This window comes from Salibacterium sp. K-3 (genome assembly GCF_054052005.1).
Genome location: NZ_JBSVZE010000001.1, coordinates 2,220,407 through 2,235,716, shown reverse-complemented (window position 1 = coordinate 2,235,716; position 15,310 = coordinate 2,220,407). Strand labels below are relative to the sequence as shown.

Here is a 15,310-nt window from a genome sequence, read left to right as displayed (position 1 = left end):
TCTTTTGATAATATAAAAGAGAAGGTTAATCTGAAAGGGGACATACCAGTGAACGAAGATCAATGGAAGTTGGAAACGAAAGCCGTCCACGCCGGACAGGAAGTGGATCCCGCCACCCAGGCCAGGGCGGTGCCGATTTATCAGACTACGTCTTATGAATTTAAAGACACGGATCATGCTGCGAACCTTTTTTCTCTGTCGGAATTCGGCAACATATACAACCGGATAATGAACCCGACGCAGGATGTATTTGAAAAACGCATCGCCGAACTCGAGGGAGGGGTCGGGGCGCTGGCTGCTGCGAGCGGCAGTTCCGCGATTCAGATTGCCGTTTTGAATATCTGCAGCGCAGGTGATGAAATTGTCGCCTCGAGCGGCCTGTACGGCGGTACGTACAATATGTTTGTGCATACACTGCCTAAACTTGGTATTAAGGTGCACCTTGTGGATGGGAACAATCCGGATGCCTTTGCTGAAAAAATCAATGATAAAACAAAACTTGTTTTTGGTGAAATGATCGGCAACCCGAACGGTGCTGTTCTCGATATTGAAAAAGTAGCTGAAACGGCACATGATCATGGTCTTCCGTTAATCGTGGATGCGACGGTCGTTACACCTGCTTTATGCCGGCCGATGGACCATGGTGCCGATATTGTCGTTCATTCTGCAACCAAATTTATAGGTGGACATGGCACGACCCTTGGCGGCGTTATTGTGGACTCCGGCCGTTTTAACTGGGACAATGGAAAATTCCCGGAATTGACCGAACCGGATCCAAGTTACCACGGTGTGGTGTACACCGAGGCAGTCGGAGAACTCGCCTATATCATCAAAGCTAGGGTGCAGCTCATGCGTGACCTCGGTCCTGCCATCGCGCCGATGAATTCGTTCCTTCTGCTGCAGGGTCTTGAAACCCTTCATCTGCGGATGGAACGCCATTGTGAAAATGCGGAAAAAGTTGTAAAGTATCTGGAAGACAGTCCCCATGTGGAGTGGGTGAACTATCCGGGTCATCCTTCCCATCCGACGTTTGACAAGGCGGAAAAGTATCTTCCTGCAGGAAAAGGAGCCATTTTAACCTTCGGCATTAAGGGAGGAACGGAAGAAGGAAAAGCTTTCATCAACGCCTGCCGTCTTCATTCCCACGTCGCCAATGTCGGGGATGCCAAATCGCTTGTGATCCACCCTGCAAGCACAACCCACCAGCAGCTGACCGAAGAAGACCAGAAAGCGGCCGGAGTTACGCCGGATCTAATCCGGATATCTGTCGGCATTGAGCATGCGGATGATATCATTGCTGACATTGAACAGGCGCTGGAAACAAGTCAGCAGAGCATTACTTGAAAAACGATGCCCTACATTGGGTCATAAGCGGGAGTGCCGCCATTCATTTCGTTGTATCCGGAGAAATATGGACAGCTGGAATGGCGGCTGCTCTCCTTGCTTTCCTGCTGCTTAAAAAACGAGCTTTATCCGCCGTTCTTCTGCTGGTAGTATTTGCATGCTTTGCTGTTCGGACCGAGTGGGCGGAACATGCTCACGTTTCTTCGTTTAGCGGCAGCGAGACGGTCATCCGGGGAACGATAGAGGACGGTGCCTACCGGGACGGCAGCCTTGTACGTTTTACCCTCCGCACGGATACCGGCGAAATGACCTCGCTTCGACTGAGACTTCACGATGAATCAGAAACGCAGAGGACCTCCTCCTATTCACCGGGACGCTTCTGTACCGCACAAGGAACATTAACCCTTCCTTCCTCTTCTTCCAATTTTTACGCCTTTGATTACCGTCAGTATTTAAAACAGCAGCATACTTACTGGGAACTGGATATTTCGTCTGTGGAAGATATTCAGTGTGCATCCGGCATCCAGAGTCTTTCCTATATTTTTAAAGCATGGAGGTACGAAGGAATCAAGCGCATTGAAAGAATGTTTCCGGAGAACCTGAAAGGAATATCAGCAGCGCTTCTCTTCGGGGAACGTGAGCTTCTTGACGCAGAAATCGAAACCGATTATCAAACGCTCGGTTTAATTCATCTCCTGGCAGTGTCAGGCCTTCATGTAGGCCTTCTTTGCGGAATGGTGTATTATCTGCTGCTTCATCTTGGTCTTACCCGGGAAAAGTCGGAATGGATGCTGTTGATCATGCTTCCGCTTTACACTGTCCTCGCCGGAGCTGCTCCATCCGTTTTGCGGGCAGTCTGTATGGTCGCTGCCTATATACTGTGGAGCAAAACCGGCAGGAAAAACGTGGACCCCTTTTTCGTGCTCTGCATCGCGGCGCTTTCTTTTCTTTTCCTTCATCCCTATTATCTGTACCATATCGGGTTCCAGCTTTCTTTTCTTATCAGCGGCTCTCTGCTCCTTTCCCGGAATATACTGAAAAGACAGAGCAGATGGAAGGCGGCTGTCATTGTAAGCATGATTGCCCAGCTTTCCGGACTTCCCATTATTCTGTTTCATTTTTATGAGTTTTCCTTTCTAAGCCTGGTTCTGAACCTGGTGTTTGTTCCGTTTGTCTCCATTCTCGTCCTTCCCGGCGTCTTACTTCTGTTTGTATTCTCCTTTTTGCCGGCTTCTGTTTTTTCCATTGTCTCTTCCCCTTTCAACATGCTCATAGGTCTGGCGCACCAAATACTGGGTATTGCAGGGGATTGGAGTGAGTTCACACTTATCGCGGGAAAACCCTCTCTTTTTATTACAGCTGCGCTGGGTGCTGCCGTTTATTTTTTCTTTTTCCGCCTGGACTGCAGGGGCGCCGGGAAAAGACTGATCTTCCCGGTGCTGGTGATGTCAGGTGTACTGGTATTTCAGCTTTTACACCCTTATCTTTATCCCAGAGGCTATATTACGATGCTCGACGTCGGGCAGGGAGACAGCATTGTGATCGAACTGCCCCGCCGGCAGGAGGTATATCTGATAGATGCCGGAGGCGCACTGGATTTTCCGCGTGAAGAATGGGAAATAAGAGAGGATCCATATGACCCGGGAGCCGATATTGTCGTTCCGTTTTTAAAGGCGCGGGGCATTACAGCGTTGGATAAATTGATTGTCACCCACGGAGATATTGATCATTATGGCGGAGCGTATGCGGTAATGGAGAACATGAAAGTTGGAGAGGTTCTTTACGGCAGAGGGGAGGAATTTAAAGAGGCAGAGAAGCAGTTTCTGCGTGCGGTAAGGAAGAAAGGTATTCCGGTGCTGCCGGCAGAAAAAGGGGGCCGATGGCATGCGGGAGGAAGTTCTTTTCAGGTACTTGCTCCTGAAGGCGGAGAACCTCCGGGAAATGAACGTTCCATCGTTCTGCGGGCAGAATTGGCCAAGCTGAACTGGCTTTTTACCGGGGACTTGGAAAAGGAAGGAGAAGAACAGCTTCTGTCTGCTTATCCCGGTCTGACAGCGGATATTTTAAAAGTCGGCCATCACGGCAGCCGAACGTCTTCCTCACCGTCGTTTATCGAAAAGCTTAATCTGAAAGCAGCACTTATCTCAGCCGGGCGCTGCAATCGTTTCGGACACCCCCATGAAGAAACGCTGGAAACGCTTGCCGAGGCAGGGGCGGCGGTATACCGGACGGACAGAGGCGGCGCCGTTCAGATCGTATACACGGAGGAAAAAATTGAAAACATCAGGCAGGCAGCAACTCACCAACCGCCGGAATGTGAACAATAACAAAAAAGAGCTGTATCACAGGATACAGCCCGAGGTGCTGATATTTTATTAAAACCCGCCTGCTACTTCAATCACGGTAGCAATCACCATAATCAGTGTGAAAAAACCGAAAGGCACAACGAAGCCGACGATCGAGTCGACCAAGTCATTTCGTTTGCTCTGTACATCCTTTTCGAATTCATTCACGGCCATCCCCTCCTTACGCTTGCACTTCTCTGTACATTATAGGACAAGCACGACAAAAAATCCATATCTGATCAACGATCTTGTTTGCTGCAGGGAAGGATGACACTGCCGCCGCTGTAAACAGTTGTCACCTATAACCCGCCCGGACATAGGATAAACTAAAAATGAACCCCGGATATCGTTGATAAAAAGTTGTCCTAGGCCTTTTTATCAACGTTGATTATAAATGGAAAGTGCCTTCCGTGCACTTTCCTTTTCCTTCTTTGTTGCGAAAAACAACCGGGAAGCATAGGATGGAAGGAGACGAACATAGCTATTGGGGTGCAGTATGCATGGATTACATTCCGCTTTTACAAGATATCGAAAATCAAAACATCGCTCCGCTTTATTTATTATATGGAACAGAAGCGTACTTAATAAGTCATGTCATCGAAAAAATTACGGCAAACACTCTCGCGGAAGAAGAGAGGGATTTCAACCACTCCGTGTATGATATGAAGGAAGTTCCTGTAGATACAGCACTGGAAGAAGGAGAGACGCTTCCTTTTTTTGGATCGGGAAGGGTTGTGGTGCTGAAAAACTGTTATTTTTTAACTGGTTCGAAAGAAAAGGAAAAAGTCGAACATAACCTTTCCTATCTGGAGAATTATATCGATCATCCGCCTTCGGAAACGGTCATGATATTCACGGCTCCGTATGAAAAGCTGGATGAACGAAAAAAAATAGTGAAAAAACTGAAGAAACAGGGCGTCTTTCTGGAAGCTGCTGCGTTTGATGAGAAGAATATGGATCAATGGCTTCATCGTTTCTGCCAAAGCAGGTCCGTCTCGATAACATCGGATGCGAAGCAGAAAATGATGCAGCTGGCGGGAAAAGATATGATGATGCTTTCTTCTGAAATGGACAAACTGGCACTTTTCGCAGGTGATGGGAATGAGATCACTGAAGAGATGGTGGAAGAGCTGGTGCCGCGGACACTGGAAGATAATGTGTTTGAACTGGTCGATCATGTCGTGCATGGTCGTGGGGAAAAGGCTTTTCGGATATATTATGATCTGATGAAAAAGAATGAAGAACCGATCAAAATTTTAACCCTGCTGGCAAGGCAGTTCCGAATGATTCTGCACGTCTCCCACCTGAAAAAGACCGGGTATTCCCGCCAGAAAATGGCGTCACGGCTGAAAGTCCATCCCTATGCGGTCAAAATAGCGGAAGAGCAGAGCAGGTCGTATTCAGAAAGCCGCCTGAAAGAGGTGCTTCAAACATTGGCGGAAGCAGATGAGCAGATAAAAACGGGAAAAGTGGATAAAAATCTGCAGCTGGAATTAAGCATTGCCGCCTTAATCACGTGAACAATAAAAAAACGACTCTGCGGAGGAGTCGTTTTCGTTATTACTGGGCGATTTCATTGAAACGCTGATTCATTTTTGATTTAGCTCTTGCAGCTGTATTTTTATGAATCATCTTCTTGTCAGCAGCTTTGTCTACTTTCTTTGTTGCCAGGCTGAGAAGGTTTTTCGCTCCTTCTACATCCTTGTTGTCAGCCTTTTTATTAAATTCCTTGATGGCAGAACGCATCGCTGACTTAAAAGCATGCTGCTTCACACGCTTGGATTCATTTACAATTACCCGTTTTTTCGCCTGTTTGATATTTGGCATGATGTCACCTCCCTTGTTTTGTTCCATCTTCGAGCAAGAATGGAAACACAAGAGGATTCTATCAAAAAACAAATAGACGTGCAACACGAATAACAGGTCGATCGTCGTCCATACTACATAGTAAGAATGAAACAGGACGATACGGAAAGCAGGTGGCTGATAATGGAACTGGATCTGTCAAAAAAAAATGTCCGCACCGACCTGGCCATTGAAGAAAAGGAACTACTGGAAGAACAGGAGATGCGCCGTTCTTCCAGTCAGAAGAAAAATACCGGCATACAGGTTCATGAAAAACAACAGGAAGGTGTCAAGATAACGAAAGTGACGATAAATGAAGAAGGAGCGCAGCGAACTGGCAAGGAAGCAGGGGAATATCTGACACTGGAAGCCCAGGGCGTCCGCAAACAGGACACGAAGCTGCAACAGGCAATGGAAGCTGTTCTCGCCCGGGAAACGGCGCAATTTTTAAAACGGCTTGGGGTAAAAAAAGACGCATCCTGCTTGATTACCGGTCTCGGGAACTGGAACGTAACCCCGGATGCACTGGGTCCGATGGTAGTGGATAACCTGGTGGTGACACGACATCTTTTCAAAGAAGCACCGGAACAGGTGGAAGAAGGGTTTCGGTCTGTCAGTGCTTTTTCTCCCGGGGTGATGGGTCTGACCGGGGTGGAAACGAGCGAATTGATATCAGCTGCCGTTGAAAAGGTAAATCCGGATTTTGTGATAGCCGTCGATGCCCTCGCTTCCCGCTCCATTGAACGGGTGAATACGACAATTCAAATGTCGGATACCGGCATACATCCAGGATCCGGTGTCGGCAATGACCGCCGCGCGCTAAACAGAAAAACACTCGGGATTCCTGTTATTGCTATCGGAATTCCGACGGTTGTAGATGCAGTGACAATTACAAGTGACACCATCGATTTTATGCTGAAGCACCTCGGCAGGGAAATGAAGGAAGAGGAGACCCCTGCTGGAGCGTTGACCCCTGCTGGAATGGTTTTTGGGGACAAAAAGAAACTGCAAGAGGAAGATCTTCCCGCAGAAAAAGAACGGCAGGCTGTACTTGGAATGGTGGGGGGACTGGAAGAACAGGAAAAACGGCAGTTAATTCAGGAAGTGCTCGCTCCGCTCGGACACAACCTGATGGTGACGCCGAAAGAAGTGGACGTGTTTATGGAAAACATGGCCAATGTGGTGGCTGAAGGTTTAAATGCCGCCCTGCATCAGAGTATTTCCCAGAAAAGCACCGGAACGTACACGAAATAGGATGGAACCATCTAAACAAGAGGCTGCCATGAGAAAGGCGGCCTCTTTTCGTTTCACAGGACCTGTATAAATCTTCCGTTCTAATCTATCAGCGTTTTCTCATAGAGTAGAGCAGGGAGGGAACAGCATGTGGAACGAAAACCGGAACAAAAACAGCAGAAGCAATTGGACAGGCCTGCGTAAATGGATGGCAGGCACCTTATGCGGACTTTTGTTTATGATGTTGTTTATTACCACGCTCACGTCAAACGGACAGGGAAATTTGTTCTCCTCCAGGCATTTACATACATGGAGTGCAGATATTCAACAGAACCTCCTCGTCTCGGTGTTTCAGTTTGAAAATTCTTATTTTAAAGAAGCTGTATTTACCGAAAATGAGACTGAATCAGTGCCGAGAATGCTGTTTGAATTAGTGACCAGGTTGGATTTTCATGAGCCCAGAACGCTTCTTGGCCGGGAAATTCCGGGACTTGCTCTGTTTGATGGAAATATTGTCGTGGCCGGGGAAGGTACTGATTTTACGAATATGCCGATAGAATCGGCGCCTCCGATGGAAGTGCTGATGCAGGAAAGAGACGCAGCAGCTGATAGACTGGAAGTATTGGATCCGGAAGAAGGAACAGACAGCCGTCCGTCCGGCGAGGCGGTAGCCCACATTGTACATTCCCACAGTCGTGAATCCTATTACCCGGAACTTGAAGAAGATGTCGAGAGTGCCTTCCACCCCGACGTCAATATTACCAAAGTGGGAGAGCGGCTCGGCAGGGAACTGAATGAAAGAGGGATACGTACCGTGGTGGATACAACAGATATTGAGCAGCAGCTCCACGAAAACGGCTGGGAATTTCCACGGTCCTATGAAGTATCCCGCGATGTGCTTCAGAAAGCTATGAATGAACACGAGCAGCTTGACCTGTTTTTTGATCTGCACCGCGATTCCCAGCCCCGTGACATTACTACTGTCACGATAAATGGAGAAACGCTCGCAAGAACGTTTTTTGTCATCGGAGAAAACAATCCGCATTATGAAAAGAACCTGGAAATGGCAAATAAGTTACACAGCAGACTGGAAGAATCCTATCCGGGATTAAGCAGAGGGGTGCTCACAAAAGGAGGGGGCGGCGTAAATGGCAGATACAATCAGGATCTTTCCGAGCAGTCTGTTCTGATCGAGATCGGCGGCACAGAAAATACATTGGAAGAAACGTATCGTACAGCGGAAGCGCTGGCTGAAGTGATCAGTGCTTATTATGAAGAGACGAATAAGTGAGGAGGAGACATCGTTGAGAATCCTGACCGTTTTTCTTGCGGCGTTGGTATTTTTCCTGGGAGGAATGATGACAGGGGTGCATGTATCGGAGCAGTACCGGATAGAATCATCAGCGATATCTTCCGAAGCGGTGGAGGAGCCTGAAGATGCTCCAGCACCTTCTTCCGCCGGCAAGGATACAGCAGAAGAGCTGCTGGAACGGCAGCAGCAGATCAAAGAATCAAAGAAGATGAATATTTTTTCCGATATCGGAAAAAGCCTGGATGTTTTTGATTCACCGCCTGACTCCCGCAGCAATGATTGAAGTGGAGAATTCCCGTTGATATAATGAAAGTTAGTGTTAACGTACGGCAGTCTTCATGGAATGAAGTGCAGTGTTATTTTGAGCAGGAGTGATAAAAGCATGAACGAGGAAAACAAAGCGAGCAGGCAGAAAAACATCAGAAACTTTTCCATCATTGCCCATATCGACCACGGAAAATCCACCCTGGCCGACCGCATTCTTGAAACCACCCGTTCGCTGCCGGAGCGGGAAATGAAAGATCAGATGCTTGATGCAATGGATCTGGAACGCGAACGCGGCATCACGATCAAACTGAATTCGGTACATTTAAAGTATACCCACACCGACGGGGAAGAGTATACGTTTCATTTAATAGACACACCGGGACATGTGGATTTTTCCTATGAAGTATCCCGGAGCCTTGCGGCCTGTGAAGGAGCGCTGCTCGTCGTGGATGCGTCCCAGGGCATTGAAGCACAGACGCTTGCCAACGTATACCTGGCTGTGGACAATGACCTTGAAATCATCCCGGTTATTAATAAAGTGGATCTGCCGAGTGCCGAACCGGAACGGATCAAACAGGAAATCGAAGATGTTATCGGCATTGACGCCTCCGATGCGGTATATGCTTCAGCGAAAAGCGGTCTCGGGACCGAGGACATTCTGTCACAGATCGTTGAGAAAATACCGGCTCCCGCCGGAAATCCCGAAAGCCCGCTTCAGGCTCTGATATTTGATTCGCTTTATGATACATACCGGGGGGTTATTGCCTATATCCGAATCGTGGAAGGAACCATCCGGCCGGGAGAAAAAATTAAAATGATGCAGACCGGCAAGGAATTTGAAGTGGCCGAAGTCGGTGTGTTCACGCCGAAACCGGTGGGATGTGACGAATTAACCGTCGGAGATGTCGGCTTTTTAATTGCCTCCATTAAGAATGTGAGCGATTCGAAAGTCGGTGATACGATCACCCATGCGCGTCAGCCTGCCGCAGAACCACTTCCAGGGTATAAGACAATGAACCCGATGGTGTTCTGTGGAATGCATCCGGTCGATGCCAGTGATTACAACGCACTCCGGGATGCGCTCGAGCGCCTTGAATTGAACGACAGCTCGCTGCAGTTTGAAGCGGAAAGTTCGCAGGCTCTCGGTTTTGGGTTCCGGTGCGGATTTCTTGGTCTTCTTCATATGGAAATCATCCAGGAGCGGATCGAAAGAGAGTACGGTATCAGCCTGATTACAACTGCACCAAGTGTGATCTACAACGTCTATTTGACAGACGGGGAACTGGTGGAGATTGATAATCCATCGAATATGCCTGACCAGCAGAAAATTGAACTGGTGGAGGAGCCGTTCGTCCAGGCGACCATTATGGTACCGAATGATTTTGTCGGCGCGGTTATGGAAATCTGTCAGAAAAAACGCGGGGAATTTCTGGATATGCGCTATCTTGATGAAAACCGGGTGAACATCGTGTACTATCTCCCGCTTACAGAGATTGTGTATGACTTTTTTGACCAGTTGAAGTCTAATACAAAAGGGTATGCGTCCTTTGATTACGAGTTCTCCGGATACCGGGAATCCAACCTCGTCAAAATGGATATTCTGCTGAACAATGAAGCGGTCGATGCGTTGTCTGTTATCGTCCACCGGGATATGGCCTATGAACGCGGCAAAGCGATTGTAGAGAAGCTGAAGGATCTTATTCCGCGCCAGCAGTTTGAAGTACCGGTGCAGGCGGCGATCGGAAACAGTATTATCGCCCGTTCCACCATCAAGGCCATACGAAAAAATGTGCTTTCCAAATGTTACGGCGGGGATGTGACGAGAAAACGGAAGCTTCTTGAAAAACAGAAGGAAGGCAAACGCCGTATGAAAAGCGTCGGAAAAGTGGATGTACCTCAGGAAGCGTTCATGTCGGTGCTCCGCATGGATGATGACCAATGATGCAGACGGCTGGAGAAAAACAGCTGCTGTCATCCCCTTCTTCCATCTATGTTCATATTCCGTTCTGCAGATATATCTGCCACTACTGTGATTTTAATAAATTTTTTATTGAAAATCAGCCGGTCGATTATTATATTGAGAAGCTGGGCGAAGAAATGAAACGCTCGCTGCCCGGCACTGCCTCCGTCAAGACGATCTATATTGGGGGAGGCACACCGACGGCTTTGACGACGGAGCAGCTTCGGCAGGTGCTTCGGGATGTAAAATCATGTACAGATCCGGCCCGTCCGGTGCAGGAATTTACGGTGGAAGTGAATCCCGGCGAAGCGGACCGGGTGAAGTTTGACATGATGAAAGATGAAGGAGTGACGCGGTTAAGCATCGGCATCCAGACCTTCAATGACCGTCTTCTGCAGCACATCGGCCGCGGCCATACAGCTGATGAAGCCCGGGATACGGTTCAAAAGGCAAGGGAAGCCGGCTTTGACAATATTTCCATTGACTTAATGTTCGGCCTGCCGGAACAGTCGATGGAAGACTGGAAGGAAACGGTGTCGGAAGCTGTGAAGCTGGATATTGATCATGTTTCCGCCTACTCGCTGAAAATCGAAGAAAAAACGATGTTTCACAACTGGTACCGGCAGGGTAAAATAAAGCCGCTCCCGGAAGATACGGAAGCTGCGATGTATGAAGAACTGGAGGACGCCCTTTCTGCTGCCGGGTTTCATGCTTATGAAATCAGCAATTTTGCCAGGCCGGGAAAAGAAAGTGAACATAACAAAACGTACTGGAAAAATGAAGAGTACTATGGTTTTGGTGCCGGTGCCCATGGGTATGTGAATGGAGTAAGATACGCGAATATGGGCCCGCTTCCTCATTACCTGAAAGCGGTGGAAGCCGGGAAACATCCGCTGAAAGAAACACATGAGGTCTCAAGGTCTGAAATGATGGAAGAGGAAATGTTTATGGGACTGAGAATGCAGGAAGGAGTCTCTGCTTCCCGTTTTTTCCGTAAATATCAATGTTCCTATTATGATGTCTATCCGGAAGTGGTAAGGGAGCTGACCGAAGGAGGTCTCCTGTATGATTCCGGAAGCTCCCTCTATTTGACCGAAAAAGGGAAGCTTCTCGGCAATGAGGTGTTTGCGCGGTTTCTACTGGATGATTAAGGGTGAAACGATGTGGAAATATCCCTGTTTTATTGACAAACGTCATCCCTTTTGATAACTTTACAATAGATTTAGCACTCGGATAACCGGAGTGCTAACAGAGGTGATGTTGTCATGCTGACAGACCGGCAGTTATTCATTTTACAGGCAATTGTTGATGATTACATTCACTCTGCGGAACCGGTCGGGTCCCGCAGTCTATCAAAGCGGAACGGCATGAGTTACAGCCCGGCGACGCTCCGCAATGAAATGGCGGATCTGGAAGAAATGGGCTTTCTGGAAAAACCGCACAGTTCCTCTGGAAGAATTCCTTCAGAAAAGGGCTACCGGCATTATGTGGACCACCTGCTGATGCCCCATCAGCTTTCAAGCAGGGACATTCACGACATGCGTTCGCTTTTCGGCCGTAAAGTGATGGAGGCCGAGCAGGTAGTGAAACAGTCGGCGACAATTTTATCTGAATTAACGAGCTATGCGTCTATTGTACTCGGTCCTGAGGTATTCGAGTCCAGGCTGAAGCAGGTGCAGATCATACCGTTGAATAATCATGCCGCCGTCGCTGTTCTCGTCACTGATACGGGTCATGTCGAAAATCATACGGTTTCCCTTCCGGAGGCACTGGACAGCAGTGAACTGGAGAAGATTGCCAATATCCTGAATGACCGACTGGAAGGAGTTCCGCTGTATCAGCTCCAGAATAAAATCATGACGGAAGTGGCCGGGCTGCTGAGGCAGCATATAACCAATTATAATGATGCATTGTTGTTCACTGAAGAAACCCTTCAGAAAAGCAGGCATGAAAAGGTGTATTACGGGGGAAAGACAAACTTACTGTCTCAGCCGGAGTTTAAAGATGTGGATAAAATCCGGATGCTCTTTGAACTGCTTGAAGAAGACCATACCATGCATGAACTTTTGAAGCCGGAACAGAAAGGCTTGATGATACGGATCGGTCAGGAAAATGCGGCGGAAGCCTTTGAAGACTGCAGTATCATTTCGGCCTCGTATTCCTTTAATGGAAATCCGGTTGGAACCATCAGCATTGTGGGCCCTACAAGGATGGAATATCCAAGGGTGATCGGACTTATCGAACATTTATCCAGAGATTTGTCGAAAGTGCTGACAAATCTGTACACCGATCGATACTAAGTTTCCGGGGCTGGACCGGAACAACTTTTGAGTGCAGCGGGAGGTGAAAGTATGAAAGAGAATCATACTTCCACAAAAGAGGAACAGACAGTCGAAGAAGAACATGAAGAAAAGCAGCACAGCGACGATGAGAAAAGCGGGGAATCCGCTGAAACAGAGACTCCGTCCGCAGAAGAGGCTGATACAGAGGAAGAGACAGTGCAGGAAACAGAGCTTGAACAAGCCAGAAGAGAAGCAGAGGAATGGCAGAACAAGGCTCTGCGGGTGCAGGCCGATCTGGACAATGTGCGCCGGCGGGCAAAGGAAGAAAAAGCCCAGGACGCAAAGTACAGGTCCCAGCCGGTTATTGAGTCCCTGCTTCCTGTCCTCGACAACTTCGAGCGGGCACTGAACGCGGCTTCTGACAACGAAGAAGACGGTTCTCTGCTTCAGGGTGTCAATATGGTGTATTCCCAGTTTTTCGAAGCGCTGCAGCAGGAAGGGCTGGAAATCATTCCGACAGAAGGGGAGACATTTGATCCCCACCAGCATCAGGCTGTGATGCAGGTCGAAGAAGATGGGTTTGAATCCAATCAGATTGTGGAAGAACTGCAGAAGGGTTACAAACTGAAAGACAAAGTAATCCGCCCTGCAATGGTAAAAGTAAACGCATAAAAATAGTAAATGTATAATAGGAGGCTGACGAGACATGAGCAGAATTATCGGAATTGACCTGGGTACAACCAACTCTTGCGTAGCAGTAATGGAAGGCGGTGAAGCGCAGGTTATTCCAAATCCGGAAGGAAACCGTACCACTCCTTCTGTTGTCGCGTTCAAGGATGGAGAACGTCAGGTAGGGGAAGTAGCCAAACGCCAGGCTATTACAAACGAAAATACGATCCAGTCCATTAAGCGCCACATGGGAACGGATCACACCGTTGAAATTGAAGGGAAAAAATACACTCCGCAGGAAATTTCCGCTATCATCCTGCAAAAGCTGAAAGATGACGCGGAAAGCTATCTCGGAGAACAGGTAACCAATGCGGTTATTACCGTTCCGGCTTATTTCAACGACTCCCAGCGTCAGGCAACGAAAGACGCAGGGAAAATTGCGGGCCTTGAAGTAGACCGCATCGTAAATGAGCCGACGGCCGCTTCTCTTGCATACGGTCTTGATAAAGAGGACGATCAGACGATCCTTGTTTATGACCTTGGCGGAGGTACATTTGACGTATCGATCCTTGAACTCGGCGAAGGCTTTTTTGAAGTGAAATCAACATCCGGTGACAACAAACTGGGTGGTGACGACTTTGACCAGGTAATTATCGATTATCTCGTATCAGAGTTCAAAAAAGAAAACGGCATCGATCTTTCCCAGGATAATATGGCCCTGCAGCGTCTGAAAGATGCAGCGGAAAAAGCGAAGAAAGATCTCTCAGGTGTTGCACAGACACAGATTTCCCTGCCGTTTATCACCGCTGATTCGAACGGCCCGAAACATCTGGAAATCAATCTCACACGTGCGAAGTTTGATGAGCTTTCCGCCAACCTCGTGGAAAAAACCATGGGACCGACCCGTCAGGCGCTGAAAGATGCGGACATGAAGGCAACAGACATTGATAAAGTCATCCTTGTCGGTGGTTCCACCCGGATTCCGGCTGTTCAGGATGCCATCAAGAAGCTGACCGGAAAAGATCCGCACAAAGGTGTGAACCCGGACGAAGTCGTAGCCCTTGGTGCCGCTATTCAGGCAGGTGTGCTGGCCGGTGACGTTAAAGACGTTGTCCTTCTTGACGTGACGCCGCTCTCCCTTGGTATTGAAACAATGGGTGGCGTAACGACAAAACTGATCGAGCGTAACACTACCATCCCGACAAGCCAGTCGCAGGTATTCTCCACCGCGGCCGATAACCAGCAGTCCGTTGATATCCACGTGCTGCAGGGCGAACGGGAGATGGCAGCGGACAACAAGACACTCGGCCGCTTCCAGCTGAGCGACATTCCACCGGCTCCGCGCGGTGTTCCGCAGATTGAAGTAACGTTTGATATCGACGCCAACGGTATTGTGAACGTCCGTGCTAAAGACCTTGGCACGAATAAGGAGCAATCCATTACCATTACTTCGTCTTCCGGTCTCTCCGAGGAAGAAATTGAACAGATGGTCAAGGATGCCGAAGAGAACGCAGAAGAAGACAGAAAGCGTAAAGAAGCGGTGGAAGTCCGTAACGAAGCCGACCAGCTTGTCTTTACAACAGAGAAGACGCTGGAAGATCTCGGTGACAATGTGGATCAGTCAGAAAAGGATAAAGCCGAAGAAGCAAAGAATAAGGTGAAAGAAGCATTGGAAGGCGATGACATCGAAGCCATCCGCAGCGCTAAAGATGAACTGCAGGAAATTGTCCAGCAGCTTTCCACCAAGCTTTATGAGCAGGCGGCCGAGCAGGCGCAGCAGGCTCAGGGAAATGAAGAAAATTCCGGTGATGATGTCGTAGATGCTGACTATGAAGAAGTAAATGACGACGACAATAACGACAACAGCAGCAAATAACTGCTGCTGCCGGGATAGCCATTCACCTGGAAAGGGAATCGTAATATAGAAAAGTCTGCACGAGGAGCTGCCCCGAAAGAAAGGTTAAGCTGAGCTTTGCTTAGGGTCAGCTCCTTTCTTTTTTTGTGCTCCATATGTCCACAGGCTTGAAGACAGAAACTCAGGAATGATATGATA

Annotated in this window: 13 protein-coding genes; 11 read left to right on the top strand and 2 right to left on the bottom strand. The window is 48.4% G+C overall.

Annotated elements, in window-relative coordinates:
- Positions 1-48 precede the first annotated feature (48 nt).
- Positions 49-1,344 (top strand): homocysteine synthase, encoded by a 1,296-nt coding sequence (locus ACW9JV_RS11195; RefSeq protein WP_457334249.1) that lies wholly within the window; start codon positions 49-51, stop codon positions 1,342-1,344.
- Positions 1,341-3,671, top strand: a complete 2,331-nt coding sequence (locus tag ACW9JV_RS11190; RefSeq protein ID WP_457334247.1) for a DNA internalization-related competence protein ComEC/Rec2 — start codon at positions 1,341-1,343, stop codon at positions 3,669-3,671. The genes ACW9JV_RS11195 and ACW9JV_RS11190 overlap by 4 nt, the downstream gene beginning before the upstream one ends.
- A 48-nt stretch (positions 3,672-3,719) precedes the next feature.
- Here ACW9JV_RS11190 and ACW9JV_RS11185 read toward each other — a convergent pair whose 3' ends face one another.
- Positions 3,720-3,857: a YqzM family protein gene (locus ACW9JV_RS11185; protein WP_457334245.1), complete on the bottom strand. Its 138-nt coding sequence runs from the start codon at positions 3,855-3,857 to the stop codon at positions 3,720-3,722.
- Positions 3,858-4,150: 293 nt separating this feature from the next.
- Between ACW9JV_RS11185 and holA the strand changes: the two genes are divergently transcribed.
- Positions 4,151-5,209 (top strand): DNA polymerase III subunit delta, encoded by a 1,059-nt coding sequence (gene holA, locus ACW9JV_RS11180; RefSeq protein ID WP_457334243.1) that lies wholly within the window; start codon positions 4,151-4,153, stop codon positions 5,207-5,209.
- 40 nt (positions 5,210-5,249) lie between these two features.
- Here the strand turns inward: holA and rpsT are convergent, their stop codons facing one another.
- Positions 5,250-5,516, bottom strand: coding sequence for a 30S ribosomal protein S20 (rpsT, locus tag ACW9JV_RS11175; protein WP_457334241.1), 267 nt, complete (start codon positions 5,514-5,516; stop codon positions 5,250-5,252).
- A 162-nt stretch (positions 5,517-5,678) separates the two neighbouring features.
- Here rpsT and gpr point away from each other — a divergent pair, with 162 nt between their 5' ends.
- The 8 genes from gpr (at position 5,679) to dnaK (ending at position 15,133) form a co-directional block, all read left to right on the top strand.
- Positions 5,679-6,788, top strand: a complete 1,110-nt coding sequence (gpr, locus tag ACW9JV_RS11170) for a GPR endopeptidase (RefSeq protein WP_457334239.1) — start codon at positions 5,679-5,681, stop codon at positions 6,786-6,788.
- 127 nt (positions 6,789-6,915) lie between these two features.
- Positions 6,916-8,058, top strand: coding sequence for a stage II sporulation protein P (gene spoIIP, locus ACW9JV_RS11165; protein ID WP_457334237.1), 1,143 nt, complete (start codon positions 6,916-6,918; stop codon positions 8,056-8,058).
- A 13-nt stretch (positions 8,059-8,071) separates the two neighbouring features.
- The gene (locus tag ACW9JV_RS11160) at positions 8,072-8,362 is read left to right on the top strand and encodes a hypothetical protein (protein WP_457334235.1); all 291 of its coding nucleotides are present in this window, start codon (positions 8,072-8,074) and stop codon (positions 8,360-8,362) included.
- 99 nt (positions 8,363-8,461) lie between these two features.
- Positions 8,462-10,288 carry a translation elongation factor 4 gene (gene lepA, locus ACW9JV_RS11155; protein ID WP_457334233.1) on the top strand — a complete coding sequence of 609 codons (1,827 nt, stop codon included), beginning with the start codon at positions 8,462-8,464 and terminating at the stop codon, positions 10,286-10,288.
- Positions 10,285-11,457 carry a radical SAM family heme chaperone HemW gene (gene hemW, locus ACW9JV_RS11150; protein ID WP_457334231.1) on the top strand — a complete coding sequence of 391 codons (1,173 nt, stop codon included), beginning with the start codon at positions 10,285-10,287 and terminating at the stop codon, positions 11,455-11,457. The genes lepA and hemW overlap by 4 nt, the downstream gene beginning before the upstream one ends.
- Before the next feature lie 114 nt (positions 11,458-11,571).
- Positions 11,572-12,606, top strand: coding sequence for a heat-inducible transcriptional repressor HrcA (gene hrcA, locus ACW9JV_RS11145; protein ID WP_457334229.1), 1,035 nt, complete (start codon positions 11,572-11,574; stop codon positions 12,604-12,606).
- Positions 12,607-12,657: 51 nt separating this feature from the next.
- Positions 12,658-13,260 (top strand): nucleotide exchange factor GrpE, encoded by a 603-nt coding sequence (grpE, locus tag ACW9JV_RS11140; protein ID WP_457334227.1) that lies wholly within the window; start codon positions 12,658-12,660, stop codon positions 13,258-13,260.
- A gap of 34 nt (positions 13,261-13,294) precedes the next feature.
- Positions 13,295-15,133: a molecular chaperone DnaK gene (dnaK, locus tag ACW9JV_RS11135; RefSeq protein WP_457334225.1), complete on the top strand. Its 1,839-nt coding sequence runs from the start codon at positions 13,295-13,297 to the stop codon at positions 15,131-15,133.
- Positions 15,134-15,310: the final 177 nt, after the last annotated feature.